Origin of the sequence: Arthrobacter sp. NyZ413 (genome assembly GCF_049390645.1) — a bacterium.
Lineage (GTDB): Bacteria > Actinomycetota > Actinomycetes > Actinomycetales > Micrococcaceae > Arthrobacter.
On record NZ_CP155434.1, the window covers coordinates 4,086,991 to 4,106,311 of the forward strand.

The 19,321-nt window shown below is 64.2% G+C and carries 16 protein-coding genes; 10 read left to right on the forward strand and 6 right to left on the reverse strand.

The genetic code is table 11. From position 1 onward, the window contains the following. Positions 1–9 precede the first annotated feature (9 nt). On the forward strand, positions 10–1,527 hold the full coding sequence (locus tag ABCW42_RS19070) for an amino acid permease (RefSeq protein ID WP_423182658.1): 1,518 nt from the start codon (positions 10–12) through the stop codon (positions 1,525–1,527). A gap of 152 nt (positions 1,528–1,679) precedes the next feature. After that, on the forward strand, positions 1,680–2,588 hold the full coding sequence (locus ABCW42_RS19075) for a fumarylacetoacetate hydrolase family protein (RefSeq protein ID WP_423182659.1): 909 nt from the start codon (positions 1,680–1,682) through the stop codon (positions 2,586–2,588). A 10-nt stretch (positions 2,589–2,598) separates the two neighbouring features. Here the strand turns inward: ABCW42_RS19075 and ABCW42_RS19080 are convergent, their stop codons facing one another. Together ABCW42_RS19080 and ABCW42_RS19085 are read right to left on the reverse strand one after the other, a co-directional pair. Next, the gene (locus ABCW42_RS19080) at positions 2,599–5,049 is read right to left on the reverse strand and encodes an FAD-dependent oxidoreductase (protein ID WP_423182660.1); all 2,451 of its coding nucleotides are present in this window, start codon (positions 5,047–5,049) and stop codon (positions 2,599–2,601) included. A 205-nt stretch (positions 5,050–5,254) separates the two neighbouring features. After that, positions 5,255–6,580 carry a flavin monoamine oxidase family protein gene (locus tag ABCW42_RS19085; protein WP_423182661.1) on the reverse strand — a complete coding sequence of 442 codons (1,326 nt, stop codon included), beginning with the start codon at positions 6,578–6,580 and terminating at the stop codon, positions 5,255–5,257. A gap of 253 nt (positions 6,581–6,833) precedes the next feature. Here ABCW42_RS19085 and ABCW42_RS19090 point away from each other — a divergent pair, with 253 nt between their 5' ends. Next, positions 6,834–7,970 (forward strand): FAD-dependent oxidoreductase, encoded by a 1,137-nt coding sequence (locus ABCW42_RS19090; protein ID WP_423182662.1) that lies wholly within the window; start codon positions 6,834–6,836, stop codon positions 7,968–7,970. Beyond that, positions 7,970–9,229 carry an allantoate amidohydrolase gene (locus tag ABCW42_RS19095; protein ID WP_423182663.1) on the forward strand — a complete coding sequence of 420 codons (1,260 nt, stop codon included), beginning with the start codon at positions 7,970–7,972 and terminating at the stop codon, positions 9,227–9,229. Before ABCW42_RS19090 ends, ABCW42_RS19095 begins: the two co-directional genes overlap by 1 nt. 81 nt (positions 9,230–9,310) lie before the next feature. Here ABCW42_RS19095 and ABCW42_RS19100 read toward each other — a convergent pair whose 3' ends face one another. After that, on the reverse strand, positions 9,311–10,657 hold the full coding sequence (locus ABCW42_RS19100) for an MFS transporter (RefSeq protein WP_423182664.1): 1,347 nt from the start codon (positions 10,655–10,657) through the stop codon (positions 9,311–9,313). Positions 10,658–10,935: 278 nt separating this feature from the next. On the opposite strand from ABCW42_RS19100, the gene ABCW42_RS19105 reads away from it, so the two are divergent. From ABCW42_RS19105 to ABCW42_RS19125, 5 genes are all read left to right on the forward strand, one after another. Then, the gene (locus tag ABCW42_RS19105; RefSeq protein WP_423182665.1) at positions 10,936–11,727 is read left to right on the forward strand and encodes an amino acid ABC transporter ATP-binding protein; all 792 of its coding nucleotides are present in this window, start codon (positions 10,936–10,938) and stop codon (positions 11,725–11,727) included. Positions 11,728–11,732: 5 nt separating this feature from the next. Beyond that, on the forward strand, positions 11,733–12,380 hold the full coding sequence (locus ABCW42_RS19110; protein WP_423182666.1) for an amino acid ABC transporter permease: 648 nt from the start codon (positions 11,733–11,735) through the stop codon (positions 12,378–12,380). Then, the gene (locus tag ABCW42_RS19115; RefSeq protein ID WP_423182667.1) at positions 12,377–13,042 is read left to right on the forward strand and encodes an amino acid ABC transporter permease; all 666 of its coding nucleotides are present in this window, start codon (positions 12,377–12,379) and stop codon (positions 13,040–13,042) included. The genes ABCW42_RS19110 and ABCW42_RS19115 overlap by 4 nt, the downstream gene beginning before the upstream one ends. A gap of 25 nt (positions 13,043–13,067) precedes the next feature. Beyond that, positions 13,068–13,937: a substrate-binding periplasmic protein gene (locus ABCW42_RS19120; RefSeq protein WP_423182668.1), complete on the forward strand. Its 870-nt coding sequence runs from the start codon at positions 13,068–13,070 to the stop codon at positions 13,935–13,937. Positions 13,938–14,062: 125 nt separating this feature from the next. Beyond that, positions 14,063–14,491 (forward strand): universal stress protein, encoded by a 429-nt coding sequence (locus ABCW42_RS19125; protein ID WP_423182669.1) that lies wholly within the window; start codon positions 14,063–14,065, stop codon positions 14,489–14,491. On the opposite strand, the gene ABCW42_RS19130 is transcribed toward ABCW42_RS19125, so the two are convergent. The 3 genes from ABCW42_RS19130 to ABCW42_RS19140 form a co-directional block, all read right to left on the reverse strand. Further along, positions 14,488–15,603: an MFS transporter gene (locus ABCW42_RS19130; RefSeq protein ID WP_423182670.1), complete on the reverse strand. Its 1,116-nt coding sequence runs from the start codon at positions 15,601–15,603 to the stop codon at positions 14,488–14,490. The genes ABCW42_RS19125 and ABCW42_RS19130 overlap by 4 nt on opposite strands. A 147-nt stretch (positions 15,604–15,750) precedes the next feature. Further along, entirely contained in the window at positions 15,751–16,857 is a 1,107-nt protein-coding gene (locus tag ABCW42_RS19135; protein ID WP_423182671.1) for a proline racemase family protein, read from the reverse strand. A gap of 46 nt (positions 16,858–16,903) precedes the next feature. Then, entirely contained in the window at positions 16,904–17,887 is a 984-nt protein-coding gene (locus ABCW42_RS19140; RefSeq protein ID WP_423182672.1) for an Ldh family oxidoreductase, read from the reverse strand. Between the two features lie 459 nt (positions 17,888–18,346). On the opposite strand from ABCW42_RS19140, the gene ABCW42_RS19145 reads away from it, so the two are divergent. Then, positions 18,347–19,258: a proline dehydrogenase family protein gene (locus ABCW42_RS19145; protein WP_165962458.1), complete on the forward strand. Its 912-nt coding sequence runs from the start codon at positions 18,347–18,349 to the stop codon at positions 19,256–19,258. Positions 19,259–19,321 lie beyond the last annotated feature (63 nt).

The window sequence follows — 19,321 nt, forward strand, 5'->3', positions numbered from 1 at the left end:
AGGATTCCCATGAGCAATGCACCCATTACGGACCACACGGTCCCAAAGCAAGCGCACGCTACCGAAAACCTCCTCCACGCCGAAGACACGGGCTACCACAAGAGCCTGAAGCCGCGGCAGATCCAGATGATCGCGATCGGCGGTGCGATCGGTACCGGGCTGTTCCTGGGAGCAGGCGGCCGCCTGAACGCCGCGGGACCGTCCTTGGTCATCGCATACGCGGTCTGCGGCTTCTTCGCGTTCCTGATCCTGCGCGCCCTCGGCGAGCTCGTGCTGCACCGCCCGTCGTCGGGATCCTTCGTCTCCTACGCCCGCGAGTTCTACGGCGAGAAGGCCGCGTTCGTGTCCGGCTGGTTCTACTGGATCAACTGGGCCATGACCACCATCGTGGACACCACCGCCGCCGCGCTGTACATGAACTTCTTCGGCAAGTACGTCCCGTGGATCGGGGTGGTCCCGCAATGGGCGTGGGCCCTGATCGCCCTGGTGCTGGTGCTGTGCCTCAACCTGATCTCGGTCAAGGTGTTCGGCGAACTGGAATTCTGGTTCGCGCTCATCAAGGTGGCCGCCCTGATAGCGTTCCTCGTGATCGGCACCTACTTCGTGGTCTTCGGCACCCCGGTCCCGGGCCAGCAGGTCGGCTTCAGCCTCCTCGCCGACCACGGCGGCATCTTCCCCACCGGCGTGGTGCCCATGATCCTGCTGATGCAGGGCGTGCTGTTCGCCTACGCCTCGATCGAACTGGTCGGAACCGCCGCGGGCGAGACCGAGAACCCCGAGAAGATCATGCCCAAGGCCATCAACTCGGTGGTTGTCCGCATCGCGGTCTTCTACGTCGGCTCCGTCATCCTGCTCGCGCTGCTCCTGCCGTACACCTCCTACGTCAAGGGCATCAGCCCCTTCGTGACCTTCTTCGGGCACATCGGCATCCAGGGCGTGGACGTCATCATGAACCTCGTGGTCCTCACCGCGGCCCTGTCCTCACTGAACGCCGGCCTCTACTCCACCGGCCGCATCCTGCGCTCGATGTCCGTGGCCGGTTCCGCACCGAAATTCGCCCAGCGCATGAACAAAGCCGGCGTCCCCTACGGCGGCATCGCGATCACCGCCGGCGTGTCCCTGCTCGGCGTGCCCCTGAACTACCTCGTACCCTCCGACGCGTTCGAGATCGTCCTGAACGTGGCATCCGTGGGCATCATCGTCACCTGGGCCACCATCGTCCTGTGCCAGCTGCAACTCAAACGCTGGGCGGACAAAGGCTGGCTCAAGCGCCCGTCCTTCAGGATGTTCGGCGCCCCCTACACCGGCTACCTCTCCATCCTGTTCCTGGCCGGCGTCCTGGTCATGGTCTTCATCGACTCACCACTCACCATGCTGGTAACCGCGATCGCCTGCATCCTCATCGTGGCCGGCTGGTACGCCTGCCGCAAACAAATCCACGAACTCGCCGCCGCCCGCGACGGCTACACCGGAAGCACCCCAGTCATCGCGAACCTCCCGGTTTCCGGTTCGGAGGACAAAATCTAGGATCGGTTCGAACCGGTTTTGAGTGCCCGACGGCGGCACCCGCGGTTCCGTTCACTCGGAACCTTGGGTGCCGCCGTCGGTCATATTTCCCTCTTACAAGGGGACCGCCGCAAACTGAAGACCGGATGTTCGAGCCAATGACGGAGGAATACATGGACATGAAGTTCGCCCGGTTGGGCGCTGTCGGCCAGGAAAAACCGGTAGTCATCGCCCAGGACGCCAACGGCCCGGAAAAATACTTCAGCCTTGAGCCGCTCACGAAGGACATCGACGGCGGTTTCCTCGCCACGGACGGCATCGTGCGCACCCGTGAGGCCTTGATCCGCGGCGAACTGCCCGAAATCCAGCCCGGAGAGCTGAGGATCGGCGCACCGATCGCGCGCCCGGGTTCGGTGGTGTGCATTGGCCTGAACTACGCGGCGCACGCAGCAGAGTCGGGGGCGACTCCGCCCGAGACGCCCGTGGTCTTCCTCAAACCGAGCAACACGGTCAGTGGACCTTTCGACGCAACGCCCATCCCGCCGTCGTCGGAAAAGTACGACTGGGAAGTGGAACTCGGCATCGTGATCGGCCGCGAAGCGTCGTACCTGTCGAGCACCGACGAAGCCGCGGGGTGCATCGCGGGCTACGTGGTGGGCAACGACCTCTCCGAGCGCAACTACCAGATGCCAGGCGCGGCCGGCCAGTGGACCAAGGGCAAGTCCCTTCCGCAGTCCACTCCCCTGGGCCCGTGGCTGGTTCCCGCGGACCAGGTCGACGCCGGAAACCTCGGTTTGCGTACCTGGGTCAATGGTGAGGTCCGCCAATCTTCGGACACCTCCGACATGGTTTTCGACGTTTACACAATCGTCCACCACCTCAGCCAGTACATGCTCCTGGAACCCGGCGATGTCATCCTCACCGGCACCCCGGAAGGCGTGGCGATGTCCGGCCGCTTCCCCTACATCCAACCCGGCGACGTGGTTGAGCTTGAGGTGGACGGCTTGGGCCGCCAACGGCAGGAGTACTACCGGGCGCAGGTAGCCGCGTTGGCAACTACCGGATCCGCGGACCGGAACTGACGCTGGCTGGCTAGCCGAGCGGCGAGAGGTCGATCGTCGCCGGCAGCCTGCGGTTCAGGTGCGCGATTTCAACGGGCGTGCCGGCGGCAGCGGCGTCCGGGTCAACCCAGGCGAAGGCGAGGAAGGTGCCACCGGCAGGGTCTTCCGCAACGCTGCTGATGTAACCCACCGGCCGTCCTGCCGAAAGGACCGGTTCGCCGGTGATCACGGCGTGGTTCGGGTCTTCCAGCCTGAGACGGGTAAGTAGGCGGTGGCCTTCCCGGCGGTCCGCCCCGCTGTGGTTTGTGGTTTGTCCGAGTCCGGCCTCAGCTGCCGTGTCCTGGGGACCATAATCCACGCCAAATGCGGGAACGCCGTTCGCTATCCGCAATGCGTTGAAAGCTTCGTCGCCTACCAGGACCAAGCCGTGGTCCTTGCCTGCACCCACCAAAAGGTCCCACAGGAACAGTCCGTGTTCAGTTGCCGCGTACATAGTCCAGCCGCCGACTCCCGCCAGCGTCTCCGGGACGGCGCGCACAGGAACACCGCCGAGGTCGATCACCGGGGCTTCGCTTCCGGCGGCCGCCGGAATTCCGCCGCGAGTCAATTGATCCAGCAAATCCGCCGCATTTGGCCCGATGAGGCCCAAGGCTGTGGTGGCAGATGACAGGTCGGAGACAACGGCCGTACCGGAATGCGGCGTTTCGCGACGCAGGTGCCAAACGTCCTCCGGAGTGCTGCCAATGACGAGGTAGGCGTCGACGGCGGAACGGACGACGGTCAGGTCCGCTGCTATACCTCCCGAGGCAGACTCGACGAGGACTCCGGTGGCCTCATCGACAGGGAGGGTGATTTCGGCGCCGAGTACTTCGTGCAGGTGCTTGCTGGCACCGTTCCCGCGAATCTCGAAGACGTTCGCGGCTCCCCTGTCGACGAGTCCCACTGAGCGCGCTGCCGCGGACGCTTCCGCGGAAATGTTCGGCGACCATCCGTAGCTTGTCCAGGCATCCAGGGAATCCCTCTGGGCTGTTTCCGCCGAGGTGTACCAGAGCGGGCGCTCCCATCCTCCCTGCGACGAACCGAATTCCGCACCCAAGGCTTCTTGCCGTGCATAGAACGGGGTGGTGGCAAATTTCCTCAGCCGGCCGCTTTGCTTGCGCGGGTGGCTGATGTCGTAGACCTCGTCGTAGTTCTCGCTGGCGAGTTCGATGCTCACCGTCCGTGTGAGGTGGGTCTGGTCGAACCGGCGGAAATCGAGGCTGGTGGTGTCTACACCGGGATCGCCCGTGACAATCCAGTCTGCAAGGACACCTGCAACGCCCGCGGACTGGGTCAGCCATACGGATTCGCCCAGCCAAACGCCCTTCATGCCGGGGACTTCGCCCAGCAAGGGATTCCCATCGGGGGTGAAGGAGAAGATTCCGTTGTAGCCGTCCACGGCTTCGCAATTAGCTGCTTCAGGGAACAATCGCTGGAGTTCTGCCCAGTCGTCCTGCAGGTCCGGCCAGGTCAGCGGATGGATGGCGGGTTCCACCCGGGTTTCGGCGAACTCCTCCGCGGACGCGATCTCGGACTGCTCGACGGGAATGACGCGGTGTTCGTACGTGCCCCACGCGAGGCGCTCGCCCATCTGGCGGAAGTAGGACCCGGTCCCCTGGTGCCGCACCATCGGGAGTTCAAGTTCAACGGCGTCGCTGCAGCCCGCCAGCGACGGCAACTCAGTGGTGGAAGCGGAGCAATGCTCCATCGGCACCATGGGCAATTCAAGCCCCAGGAGCTTGCCGAGCCCCGGCCCCCACAGTCCGGCGCACACCACCACGATGTCCGCGGCCATGAAATCGGTCCCTTCAGGCAAGCCTTGGCCCTTGGACGGGTTTCCCGGCACCGGCGGCGTGGAACGGACCTCGACGCCGCTCACGCGCCCGGCCTCCGTCCGGAAGCCCGTGACTTCGGTATGGCCGTAGAAAACGGCGCCGTTCGAGATAGCACGGCGGGCTTGCCACTCCACTGCCCGCACTGCTTTGACCACCCCGTCGGTGGGTGTGTGGAACCCTCCGACGACGGAACTGGCATCCAGCGCGGGGAACAGTTCGGCGCACTCGGCCGGGCTGACGATGCGGGACGGAATCCCCCACGACTGCGCCAGGTTGTGGCGGCGATGCAGGTATTCCATCCGTTCTTCGTCGCAGGCCAGTTCCAGGCCGCCGACGCGCTTGAGGATCCACTCCCCGTCCAGGTCCAAGTCATCAAGCTTGTCCAGGGTGCGCCGCGCCAGTTCCGACATCACAGGGGAACCGGTGGTTTGGAAAGCGAACCCGGGAGCGTGCGACGACGAACCGCCGGTCTTGTAGAGGGGGCCACGGTCCACCACGGTCACCGACCTCATGCCATGCCGGGTCAGGTCATCCGCCAATGCGGCTCCTACGACCCCGGCCCCGATGATGAGGATCCGGGTATCTGCGTCAAGTCGGGTGGTGGCCACGTTATCTCCCTTTGAAATCAGAGACGTCAGCGTCTCCGGTCAGAATGTTGAGTTGGCTTGAGGCGCACGCGGCGGCCTCGAATAAGAGTTCTGACTCACAGTATATATGAGATATGTGATCACAACTACACTTTTAAAAAGTGGGCGAAACGCAGCGCGACCCTGGTCGGCTCGCGCTGCATTTGCCCAACCTTCACCCCCGGAACTACGCCGGGACCGACAGTTCCGCCCGGAGCAATTGGGCCACCCGATGGCCTTCCTCGTACGCCCCGTGGGATCCGGCCGTTTCGGACGTGTAGTCGCCGGCAAAATGCAGGTTTCCTATGCTGCGGCGCAACTCGGGAAGAGCATCGTTCCGCTTCGGGGAAAGGACGGAGAAACAGTGCTCCCACGTGGCGGCCACAGCTCCCGCAATTCGGCCACGAAGCTCAGGGGCAACCTCCAGGAACTCCTCCACCCACTCATTGATGCGGGCCTCGTCGTTTTCGATGCCAGGAAGGAACCCGGCAGAGTTGCCGTAGCAGGTGAACCGGACAATTCCATCGGACGGGACGACCCCGGGCAGCGGATTGATAATGGCATCGAACTTCTTGCCGACGGTGGAAACGAATGACCAGTCGGCGATCCCTTCCAGGCCGTCGACATTGGCCGCCACAGTCAGGGTTGTGCTGCCCGGCGTCTCTGCGGCCTTCAAGGCGTCGAGCTTCCAATCCGGCAGGCCCACAGTGATGCCGGCAAGCAGCGGAGCCGGCACGGCCATGACCACGTGCCGGGAAGTAAGGACCTTGGACTCACCGCCATGGTCCACCACGACTTCGAACAGGCCGTCCCGCTCCTGCACGCTGGAGACCCGCGTATTGGTGGTTATCCTCGTCCCTGTCCCGCAACGCCCGGCCAAGGCTCGGGGAAGGGATTGCATTCCATCGACGGGATAAAGACGGTTGTCCTGTTCGTGGACGATGTAGCTCGCAAGGTAGCGCAAGGCGTACTTGGCGGAAAGCTGCGTCGCGTCACCCACGGCACCGCCCCTGACGGCCGTTTCGATGACGCTACGGGCGGGTCCCGGAAGGTGCGCGAGCCTCTCGGCCACGGTTTCGTTGACCAGTCCAGCCGCGTTTTCGGTAATGGCCCCTTCCGAGGTGTTGGCGTTGTATTCGCGCGAGACGGACTCCATGAATTCCGCGAGCGCCTGCTTGGATTCGTCCGGCAGCAGAAGCGCGTCCACCACCCCGGACGTTGACGACGCGACGGAAGTGACGCCGTCGACATGGACGCCGTAGGTTCCGGGATGGAACGGGGCGGTCCTGATCCCCAGTTCCGTGGCGAGCGACTCTGCCCGCGTTCCACGGTAGATGAACATCGCTCCGGTATTGACCGGGGCGCCCGCGAGGTCGCGGCTCAGCGTCCTGCCGCCGATATCGCTCCCTGCCTCAAGGACCTGGATGTCCAGGCCAAGGTCTCGAAGGTAGTAGGCAGTAGCGAGTCCAGCAGGGCCCGCTCCGACTACCACCACATCATGATTTGCTTCCAAGTTTGCGCCAACTTTCGATTCGTCCCCTGACGGGTTGCTCACTGCAAGTCCACTCAGATTACGGTGAGATATGTGATCACACAACGGTAAGTTCGAAGATTTCCCTTCAAGGACATCGGGGAGGGAGATTCATTCGTCGCACGCTAATAATTGCTAGCCAAATGATATTGGACGGCGTGCCGCGGAGGGTGAGTTACTGGTTGAAGTGAGGGGCGGCATCGGCCGTCCGCGGCCTTTCCCGAAGGAGTCATCCATGGAATCTATCGAGTTTGCCGTTATCGGGGCCGGGTTGTCCGGTGCCGCGACGGCTTGGCAGCTTGCCGCCGCGGATCACGAGGTCGCGGTGCTCGAACGAACCACCCCGGCGAACGATGCCGGCAGTTCCCATGGTTCGGCCCGGATCTTCCGCTACGCCTACCCGGACGAGTTCTACACCGGATTGGTGCAGGAGGCGAAGGCCGGGTGGGATGAACTTACCCGCCTTTCCGGGAAGGAACTGATCACCCCGTTCGGCGCGGTGGACTACGGCTCGGTCCGCCAGCCGGAGCACCTCGCCGCTGTGCTGGAGGCCCGGGGCATCGAGCACGAACTCCTCAGCGCCGAGGAAGCGCACAGCCGCTGGCCACAGATCGCTTTCGACACGCAGGTCCTGTGGCACCCGGGCGCCGGTGTGATCGACGCCCACGAGTCCGTCACCGCGATGGTGGACCAGGCCGTGGCCCACGGCGCCACCCTGCACAACAACTGGGCCGTCACGTCCATCAACGCCTCCAACGGCGGCTACCTCATCACGTCCGAGGACGGCCGCACGCTGCAGGCCGCGAACGTGGTGGTCGCCGCCGGCGGCTGGCTCCCGAAGCTGCTCGGTTCCCTGGCCCTGCCGTCCTCGTTCCTGGCGAACATGCCGCAGATCCACGTGCGCCAGGAACAGGCCTATCATTTCCCGTACGCAGACGGCACCGAGCCCGCGTCCTGGCCGACGTTCATCCACAAACGGGATGGATTCCAGGCTTACGGGCTTCCCGGCGGCCGCGACGCCGGTTTCCGGGGACAAAAAGTCGCCGAGTACAACGGCGGGAAAGTCCTGCCTTCGGCCGCGGAACAGGACGGGCAGATCGACCCCGCCAACCGCCGTCGGGTAGTTGAGTACGTGGAAAAGTACCTTCCCGGCCTCATTCCGGAACCCTATGCTGAAACCACCTGCCTCTTCACGAACACGCCCACGGAAGACTTCATCCTGGACCGCGCCGACGGCATCACCGTCCTCTCCCCCTGCTCCGGGCACGGCGCCAAATTCGCCCCGCTCATTGGCCAGCTTGGAGCCGCCCTCGCCACCGGGACAGGCACCGTCCCCGAACAATTCCGCCTCGCCGCGATCGGAGCCCGCTGATGACAACGGAAAACACCGCACAGGGCCCGACGGCGGCAGCCACCACCGCGGCGACCGTCACCGGGCTGCTGGCCGAGATCGCCCGCACCGGCACGGACGCGATCCGCGGCGGCTACACCCGGCCCGTCTACTCCACCGCCGAACTGGACCTGCGGACCTGGTTCACCGAGCAGGCCACCCGACGCGGCCTCAGCGTCGAAACCGACCGCAACGGCGCCATCTGGGCCTGGTGGGACATGCCCGGCGGCGACCGAGCCAACGCCCTCGTCACCGGCAGCCACCTGGACTCCGTCCCGGGCGGCGGAGCGTTCGACGGCCCCCTCGGCGTCGCGTCCGCACTGGTGGCCGTGGACCTCCTCAAGGCACGCATGCCCGAGCCCACCCGGCCGCTCGCCGTCGTCGTCTTCCCCGAAGAAGAAGGGTCCCGCTTCGGCGTCGCGTGCCTTGGATCGCGCCTCCTGTCAGGAGCCATCGACCCGGACAAGGCACGGAACCTGCGCGATCCGGACGGAAACACCTTCGCCGACGTCGCCGGCGCCAACGGCCTGGACCCGCGGTTCATCGGCCGCGACGACGAACTCCTCGGCCGAATCGGCGCGTTCGTGGAACTGCACGTCGAACAAGGCCGCGGACTGATTGACCTCAACCAGCCCACCGCGATTGCTTCCTCGATCCTTGGCCACGGACGCTGGGCCCTGAGCGTCCATGGGCAAGGCAACCATGCCGGAACCACCCTGATGTCCGACCGGCACGACCCCATGGTGGCCGCGTCCAGGATGGTCGTGGCCGTCCGGGATGCCGCCCGGAACCAACCGCACGCCCGCGCGACCGTCGGACGGCTCCAGCCCGTGCCCGGCGGAACCAACGTCATCGCCTCCCGGGTGGACTTCTGGCTCGACGTCCGCCACCCCGACGACGCCGTAACGGCCGCCGTCGTCGAAACCATCCACCACCACGCCCAACTTATCGCCGCCGAAGAAGGCTGCACGGTCCAACTGCGCGAAGAATCCCTCAGCCCCACCGTGCACTTCGACCCCGGCCTGGGCAAGGAGCTCCAAAAAATCCTCCCCGACGCCCCCATCCTGGACACCGGGGCAGGACACGACGCCGGTGTCCTGGCCCCCTACGTCCCCACCGCCATGGTCTTCGTCCGCAACCCCAGCGGAATCTCCCACTCCCCCGAAGAACACGTCGTCGACGAAGACGCCGAAACCGGCGCCGCCGTCCTGGCCGACGCCCTCCACGGACTCATGGGCTGACACAGGAGCACCCCACTGGCACCCGCGCCGGATTCACGGCGCGGGTGCTTTCTTGCGCGTTCCGTGCCCCGGTTCCCCGCGTCAGTGGGTGAAGCCGGCAGCCGTCTCGCTCAGGTTCTTGCCCTTGGTTTCCGGCGCCAGCCATTGGGACAGGACGGCCCCAAGGAGCGTGAGGCCGGCGGCGATCAACATGGTGAATTGGGGACCGTAGTTCGCGACAGACCAAGGCAGGAGAAATGTGCCCGCCCCTGCACCGACCCGGCTTACCGCGGTTGCGAAGCCCGTTCCAATGCCACGGATCTCAGTGGGGAAAACCTCGCCGGGATAGATGCCCGTCAGGGTGTTGTACCCCGCGTTGAAGAACGAAAACATCAGGAAGCACGTCAGTACCACCCAGGACGGCGCCCCTGCCCACAGTCCGATGATGAGCAGCAGCACAAAACATAGCCACTGCGGCGGAACGGTCAAGGCGCGCCTTCCCAGCCGATCGATAAGGATCACTGTCAGGATCACCCCGGCCGTTGCCACCGCTGACAGCCCCACACCGCCGGCAAGCCCCTGGCTCAGGCCATATCCCTCCAAGACCCCCTGCGCGAAGGTTGCGATGGCGAAGTAGGGCGTGACGGCGCAGAGCCAGAACATCGAGCAAAACAGGGTTGACCGCCAGTACCGGCGCGAGAAGAGCATCTTGAAGCTACCGTGCGATCGGTGCTGCTCTTGCTCGAGGTCGCTGGCATCGTTTCCGGATTCCATGTACTTATGGGCGATGGCGCGCGCTTCGTCATGGCGTCCCTTGTTCCACAACCAACGCGGAGATTCGGGTAGTCCCAAGCGGGCGAAGAAGAGTATCAACGCCGGCAGGGTGCTGGAGCCGAGGATGATCCGCCAGTCGACGGAGGTGGTGGTTGTCAGGGCATAGCCGATGATGAACGCGACCATGAAGCCCACATAGAAGGCCACCAGGGTCAGTCCCATGAGCCGCCCGCGCATCCTGGCAGGAGCGAATTCGGACATCAGCGGCCAGCCCACGGAGTATTCGACGCCGACGGCGACACCCATCAGCAGCCGGACAAGGAAGAGGTGCCATGGTTCATGGACGATGAACTGGAGCGCCGAGCCGACCACGAAGATGCCCATGTCCACCATGAACAACGGCTTGCGGCCGAACTTATCTCCAAGCCAGCCGCCCACGGGCGATCCAAGCAGGATGCCCAGAAGCGAAGAGGCCACGGTCAGGCCTTCCCACAATGGATTGAAATTCAGCTCTGTAGTGATCTTGCCGATCACTGTGCCGATGATTCCGAGGATGTAGCCGTCAAGGAACATTCCGCCAACCAAGACGGCCGTGAGTCTTGCCAGGAAGCGGCGTTTGAAGGCCACGACAGCGGGGGAGTCCGCTGTGGGGATTGCGCTCGTTACAGATGACACCAATCGCTCCTTGCGTTAAAGGTGGAAGACATCTTTTCTCCTTCGTCGTTGAGGGATTGGGCTCGCTGGAAGACGTGTGGCTACCATCACATTCAAATGTAATGTGTGATCACATATCTAGACAAGGCCGCATCCGCGTTAGTAGAGTGACGTGCAGCACACGAAATGAAGGCGGAGCGTAGCCCGTCGAACCGAGAATCACGCGGCCCTGCAGGGGGCACGCATCCTCATTTGATCTGTTTGAGGGACAAGGATGTCCCGTTACCGAAGGAATTGGCATGAGCTTCAGTTTTGGCACGAGGGCTCCGCGGGTATCAGTGTCCGGGGAGGTGGTGGTTTCCGGTTTGGGGAAGAGTTACGGCCCGGCCCGGGTGTTGTCGGATGTGAACCTGAGCATGGGCGAGGGCGAGGTCGTGTCGATCATCGGGCCCTCGGGGGCGGGCAAGAGCACGTTCCTGCGCTGCCTGAACTACCTGGAAACCCCCACCGAGGGCATCATCGAGATCGGCGGGGCCCGGGTGGTCGCCGGCGGCAGACGCCCGGACAAGGCCAGCCTGGACCACCTGCGCCGGGTGACCGGGATGGTGTTCCAAAGCTTCAACCTCTTCCCGCACCTGACCGTGATGGAAAACATCGCCCTGCCCCAGCGCAAGGTCCTGGGCACCGGCAAGGACCAGGCCCAGGACACCGCCGAGAAACTCCTCCAGCGCGTGGGCCTGCCGGACAAGGCCACGGCCTACCCGGCCCGGCTCTCCGGCGGCCAGCAGCAACGCATCGCGATCGCCCGCGCCCTGGCCCTGTCCCCGAAGGTCATGCTCTTCGATGAACCGACCTCGGCCCTGGACCCGGAAATCGGCCTGGAAGTGCTCGCCGTCATGCGCGACCTGGCCGACGAAGGCATGACCATGCTCGTCGTCACCCACGAAATGCACTTCGCCCGCGACGTCTCGGACCGGATCATGGTCATGGGCAACGGCGGCGTCCTGGAAATCGGACCCAGCGAACAAGTCATGACCCAACCGGCGAACGAACGCACCCGCCAGTTCCTCAAAGCCGTCCTGGACCGGTGACCCCCATGCCCCTGCACCTGCTCACCACCATCGCCCAAGGCATCGGACTGAGCCTCTACGTCACCGGCGCGTCCCTGCTCTTCGGCGGGATCATCGGCCTGGTCCTGGTCGGCGCCGTCCGCTCCCCCGTCCCCCTCATCCGCGGCATCGCCACCCTCTACATCAACCTCATCCGCGTCATCCCGCCCATCACCTGGCTGTTCCTGATCTACTTCGGCCTGCCCCAATACGCCCTGCGCCTGACCACCATCCAAGCCGCGATCATCGGCTTCTCCCTCATCGCCGCAGCCTTCATGGCCGAAATCTACCGCTCCGGCCTGCTCTCCATCCCCGAAGGCCAACGCGAAGCCGCGCACGCCCTCGGCCTGGGCACCCTGGACACCATCACCCACATCATCACCCCCCAGGCCTTCCGCGTCGCGCTGCCCGCGATCGCCACCTACGGCATCGGCCTGCTCAAAGACTCCGCCCTCGCCTCCACCATCGGGGTGCACGAAATCACCTACTACGCCCAACAATCAGCCAAACAAACCCACCAGGGCCTGCTCTCCTTCATCACCGCCGGAGCCCTCTACATCATCATCAGCCTCATCGTCGCGCTCATCTCCCGGCGCATCGACCTGACCCTGCGCCGCAAGATCGGAGTGGCATGATGGACATGCTCACCCAATGGGCCTCCTGGCTGCCCGCCCTCGCCCCCGGACTCGGTGTCAGCCTCCAACTCACCGCACTGTCCCTGCTCTTCGGCTTCCCCCTCGGCCTGCTCTTCGCCGTCATGGCCGCCGCGAAACCGGCCCCCCTGCGCTGGATCTCCTTCCTCTTCGTCGAATTCGGCCGCGGACTGCCCGCCCTCGTGCTGCTCTACCTGCTCTACTTCAGCCTGCCCGACGCCGGCATCACCCTCGGATCCCTCACCACCGCGATCATCGCCCTGTCCTGGAACACCGGCTCCTACGCCTCCGAATACTTCCGCGCCGGCATCGCCGCCGTGCCCCTCGGACAAAAAGAAGCAGCCCTGACCTCCGGACTGTCCGGCTGGACCGGATTCCGCATCATCATCCTGCCCCAAGCCCTGCGCATCTCCACCCCACCCCTGGCAGGCCTCGCCGTCCTCGTCTTCCAAGGCAGCGCCCTCGCCTTCGTCATCGCCGTCCCCGAACTCATGTCCAAAGCCTTCGAAATCGGCTCCATCACCTTCCAATACCTCTCCGTCTACCTCCTCACCTCCGCCCTCTACGGCACCCTCACCCTCCTCTTCCTCGCCCTCGTCCGACTCCTCGAACAACGCCTCAACCGCCACCTCCAACGCAACTAAACACCCCAGCAAAGAAAGAAGAACCATGTCACGCACCCCCCGCGTACTCGTGCGCGCGCTTTCAGCCGGCACCGCCGCCGGCCTGCTCGCCATCTCCCTCGCAGCCTGCGGAGGCACCGACAGTGCCAGCAGCAATTCCAGCTGCAAACCCGCCCACGACGGCCTCAAGACCCTCACACAAGGCCAACTCACCGTGGCCAGCTACGACTACGCACCAGCCACAACCCTGACCCCCGACGGCGGTGTCACGGGTACCGAAGGCGACCTGATCGGCGAGATCGCCAAGCTCGAATGCCTCCAGGTCACCGTCAGCTCCTCCGGCGGTGCCGGTGCGGTCATCCCGTCGGTACAGTCCAAGCGCGTCGACATCGGCTCGGGTGACTGGTTGCGCACCAAGGCACGCTCGAGCATCGTCTACATGAGCACCCCGCTCTGGAACGATCCGCAAGCGATCATCTCCACCAAGGGCCTCACGAGCGACGACCTCGCCGGCAAGAAGGTCGGCTCGGTCGCCGGCAACCTTTATAACAACAGCCTGCAGACTTGGCTCGGGGACAACTTCAAGATCTACCAGGATGACGAATCCATCTACGCAGACCTCAAGGCCGGCCGCATCGACGCCATCGTGGCATCCGCCGCATCAGCCAAGGGCCGGTTCAAGACCGCGCCCATCGACGGCGCTAAGGTGATCGACGTCAAGCCCAACCCGCATGTCCCCGAATTCGCCTCCGTCGGCCAGGTCATGTTGCCCTCCAGCCTCGACAACCAGGCCCTCGGCAAGGCGATCGACGAGGACATCCGGAAGCTCCGCCAGGACGGCACCATCAAGAAAATCCTCGAAAAGTACGGACTCGACCCCGCGGTCGGCGAGCCGGGTGCGCCCAGCGAGCTGTAATAGGAGCACCACCTGAATAAGGGCGGTGCCGGATATTCTGTCCGGCGCCGCCCTTCCGCTACCCGACGGGCGCCCGACGCGCCCTTGGCACTCAAGTAAATCGAAGCAAGCAAGGGAGCAAGGACATGAGCGGAACCGTTGTTGTAGGCGTTGACGGCAGCCCCACAGCACGAAAGGCTGCGGAAACCGCAAGGGACCTCGCCACGGCACTTGGCGCGACCCTCCATGTGGTTTCGGCGTTTGATAGCGACCGTTCGGACGTATTCGGTACCGGCAGCAACAAATGGCTCGTCTCGGACGCCGACAGGGCCGAACAAGTAGCAAGGACCGTCGCCGATACCCTCGGCGGAAGCATCAACATCACCTACGCGGCAGCCAGCGGCAGGCCCGCAGATGCCCTCATCAGGGAGGCAAACCAAAAGGAAGCCCGCCTCATCGTGGTAGGCAACAGGAGGATGCGAGGCATCGGACGCGTCCTGGGCAGCGTGGCCAACAGCGTGGCCCATAACGCGCCCTGCGACGTCTACATCGCCAACACCTACGACGCAGACTAAGCCTCGATGTCATTCGCGGGCGGGGACTTGGGATAGGCAAACATCACTGCCGCCGAGACAATCCAAATGATCCCCAAAGTGCTCAGGGACAAGGCCCCGCCCAACCCGGTGGCGGCGGCAGCCAGCATGGCGCCGCCGGCCGATGCGCTCGTGCGCAATCCGGCACTGACGGTGAAAACCTGGGACTTGAGCCGCGGAGTACTGTGCCGGTCGCGCAGACGCAGCATCGCCGTCGTCGTTGAAGCAGTAAAGACGCCGGACAGTCCGATGGTGACGAAAACCCACGGCATGCCGAAGTCAAAGGCGGCGCCAATGGTCAGCAATCCGGTTGCAATAAAACCTGCCGTCATGGTGCGATCGGGGCGGCCGCGACTGGGTCGCAGGGTCTCCCAGAGGGCGCCGACCAGGCTTCCGACGGCGAAGGCCGTCACCAGTCCCGCGCCTTCACGCGGTGACCCCACCCGATCAACGGAAAGTGCGACGACGGCAATCGCCAAACCGCCTTGGCCCACCTGGGTCAGTGTCGAGGAGGCCGCCACGATGGCGAGGGGCCGGTGCCCGAAGATCCTTCGGAAGCCCGCTTTGACAACCTGCCATGGCGGTTCTGATGAGTGGTTGTGGGAACGGCTTTTGATGGCGCCGGCAAATGAAGTGCCGGCGAGGCAGATTCCCGCCAAAGCGAAGAGGGCGGCCTGCGCGGAAAGAAACGCTGCGATCAAGGCTACGAACGCGGGCCCGGCCACTGCTGAGACGTTGTAGGAAAGCGCATCGTAGGCGAATGCCCGCCGTCGGTCCGGAATTGTGTCAGCGACGAAGCTGGACAATCCGCCCATGTAGAAGGGCGAAGCTGCGCCCGCGAAGGCCATCAGGGTGATCACGGCGGGCAGCGGCAATTGGTTCAGATTGGCTGCCGCAAGGAAAGCCAGGGCCGTGAGCAGTCCGGAAGCCGCGACGAGGATCGCGGGACGGCGCGCCAAGTCCAGTGCTGCCCCGACTGCCGGAGCTGCAACCACACTGGGGCCAAGGAACGCCGCCACCAAGCCGCCCCCGACGGCAACGTCATGGGTCTGGTCGATCGCCAGGATGGGAAGTGCGACGAGGGAACCGGCCATGGCCGTTCTTTGCGGTATGGAGGCAGCCAGATAGCCGAACGCACTCAACTGTTTAGTACCTTTCAAAAAAGTAACAGCGCCTGCCACCACTGTGAAGTGATGGCAGGCGCCGTCGTGGGACTGCTGCGGACGACTCTCGCCTGTAGCCTAGCTCGCTGATTCAGCAGCCGCGAAGGCGGGTGCGCCTTGTTCCTGCTCTTGCGGTGCCCAGATGTCGCCAACGGTGAAGCCGTTGGGGAACGGGTCGTCGTGATCCAGGACCCAGGTGCTGAAACCGGTGATCCAGGCCTGGCCGCTGAGCGTCGGGACCACCCCGGCATGGCCGTGGATCGTTACTTCTTCCACCAGTTCGCCGGTGTAGACGTTGCCGAGGATGCCTTCATTGCGGAAAGGCTGGTTCAGTGCGAGCTGACCCTTGGCGTGCAGGGTTGCCATCTTTGCGCACGTGCCGGTCCCGCAGGGGCACCGGTCGACGCCGCCGGTCCACGTGGCGGGATTGTCGAAGTCCACGGGGCCGCTGGCGACGGTAACGGCGTTCTTGCGGTCCGCGTTGGGGTTGTTGGTGAGCCCGGAAAGCTGGGAGATGGTGATGCCGATGCCCGGGTAGTCCGGATGCGATACCGGCAACTGGTCCTGGGCTGCGCGGAGGATCAGGGACGAGACGCGGGTGATGTCACGCCCCCGTTCCGGGACAAGATCCAGCCCTTCGAACTGGCCGACGTCCGCGATGACATAGAACATGCCGCCCCACGCGACGTCCACGGTCACCTGGCCGAGCTCAGGAACGTCGATCACGGCATCAAGATACACGGCATAAGCGGGGACGTTCTTGAACTTGACCTGCTTGACCTTGCCGTCCCTGCACTCGGCCTCGATGGCGATAAGGCCGGCGGGCGCTTCCAGGTTGAACTTGGTGACGGGCTCCTGCATCGGAATCATTCCGGTTTCCAGGAGGACGGTAGCGACGGCGATGGTGTTGCCCCCGCTCATGACCGGGTATTCCACCTGCTCCATGATGATGAAACCGGCGACGGCGTCCGGATGCTTCGGGGGCACGATCAGGTTGCAGCACAACGGCGGATATCCGCGGGGTTCGCGGAGCATGAGCTTGCGGATCTGGTCGTCGTTTTCCTCGAGCCATTTCATTTGCTCGTAAACCGAGTCGCCGGGGATGTGCGGAACTCCGCCGGTGATGACACGCATGGGTTCACCGGAGTGGGTCTCCACGGATTGGATCATTCGTTTGAAGGACATTGGCTTCGCCTGGATTCTCTGTTGGGGAAGTGGTGGTGGGGGTGGGTTACTTGGCGCCTTGGGCTTCTGCGGCGCGCAACCGGTCCAGGAGGCCGTCGTCGATAGTGACCTGCTCGGGGAGCTCGGTGTTTTCAAGGGCCGGGAGCCGGACCTGGTGCCCGCCCTGCAGGGTTTCGAGCTGTTTCGTGAGGCGTTCTACAGATCCCGCGAAGATGCCGGGATCGATGCACAGCAGGAACACTCCAATGCCCGGCGATGTTGCCCCATGATCGAAGGGCGCGGCGTCCATCGAGAAGTTGGCTCCGGAGAGCGTCGCCAGAATCTCGACGAGCAATGCTATGTTTCCGCCACGGTGGCCGCCGAAAGGCAGGAGCGTGCCGCGGAGGGCTTCTTCCGCATCCTGGGTGGGTTGCCCGTCAGGACCGAGGGCCCACCCGGCCGGAATGGAATCGCCCGCTTCGGCGGCCCGCCTGATATTGACGAACGCTGTGGATGAAGAGGCTTGGTCGATCACTACCGGGAGCTTGCCAGGCCGAGGGATGCCGTATGCCAGCGGATTTGTGCCAAGGATCGGCTTGGGCGCTCCACCAAGCGACATGAGGGAAGGGCTGTTTGCAGAGGCCAGGGCCACAATTCCCTGCCCCGCCAGGCGGCGGGGGTAGTAGCCGAGTTCGCCGCAAGTGTATGACCCGCGGATCCACAAGGCCGCGATGCCGGACTCCCGGGTGGCCCGCAGCAGTTCTTCCAAGGCGTCCTCGAAGGCGACTTGGGCAAGTCCGTTGCGGGCATCGACGTCGACGACGGCACCCGCTGCACGGCGGACGGCGGGCTGGGCGTCCGCGACGATGCGGCCTGTCCGGTAGCCGTCAAGGTAATCGAACAGGTGGGCGACGCCGACGGCGCGGTTGCCCACCAGTTCCGCTTCAACAGTGGCATTGGCCAGGACCTGGGCGGCCTGCCCATCGGCGCCGGCGGCCAGCAGCGCACGCTCGCACAGGGCAGCCAATTCCTCGCTGCGAATGGTGGTCATCAGGGATTCAGTCCTTTCAACGAGCGGGCGTCGGTGCCAGCCGGGGAGCGCAGCCTATGGACAGGCTGCGCCGCCTCCAAAGATTGTGGTCTGATCACCATAACTTGCGATATGTGATCACACAATAGTTTCCTTATTAAAGGTCTCGCTCCATGCTCCCCCTACAAATGAAGGAAGCAAGTGCCAAAACCATCAGGTTCCAAAGTTGTCCATCCAGCCCGGCTCTCGCGAATGAGATGGGCCAACGGTGGCGGTGCTCGCCATCACGACCGTCCGCTCGGATTAATCGCAAAGGCCGGGTCGGTCAGACCTTGTGTGATTTGTGATCACAAGATAATGTGGTGTGAACAACACTCGGAAGAGGGTTGGGCCACAGAAGAACAGTCCGGACCCCCGAATTCAGGGAACTGGCCGGCTGAAGGATCCGCGGCTCCGCGGCGACTCTTAGGAAGTGCACCAATGCCTAACAGACTTCTGCTGCATGTCGCAGAGAACAAGCAACTTGAAGCGATCGCCACCCGCAACCGCTTCACCCGTCCCATCGTCGACCGATATGTCGCCGGGAACGGGCTCGAAGACGCCTGGGCAGCAACCGCGGAACTCAACAAGGCCGGCATCGACGTCAGCCTTGATCTCTTGGGCGAGTCGGTCCACCACCTGGCCCAGTCCAAAGCGGCGACCCAGGAATACCAAGGCGCCATCGAGAACATCCAAAACCGCGCCCCGGGCTCCACGGTGTCGGTCAAGCTGTCCCAATTGGGCATCATGATCGATCCCCAGGAATGCGCCAACAACCTCAAGGCGCTCCTGGATGCTGCGGCAACGCACGGAGCAACCGTGGAAGTCGATATGGAGCACAGTTCCGTCGGCCGGGAAACGCTTGCGATCTACAAGAGCATCCTCCCGGACCACCCGAACACCCGGGTGGCAATCCAAGCCAACATGCGCCAGACCCCCGAGGACCTGGCATCCTTCACGGATATCAAGCCCCGGATCCGCCTCGTCAAGGGCGCCTTCGACGAATCATCAGCGGCAGCCCTTCGCAACGCCGACGAAGTGACCGAACAATACAAGTTCCTCTCGCGATGGGCACTCCAGCACCTGCCGGACCCTGCATTCGGAACCCATGACGACTCGTGCGTGGACGTCGTCAAGAAAGCCGCGGCCGAACTCGGCGTGGACAAGCGATCCTTCGAATTCCAGATGCTTTACGGGGTCCGGCGGAAATTGCAGGACCAACTGGTCAGGGAAGGGTACCGGGTGCGCGTCTACCTCCCCTACGGCACGCAGTGGTACCCGTACCTCATGCGACGGATGGCCGAAAAGCCCGCCAACCTCCTGCTTTTCCTGAGGTCGCTGATCGGAAGCTAGCCGAAATCCGACAACCCTGAACCTCCAAACGGCCAGTCCGTTCCCTGGCTGGCGCCTTGCGGC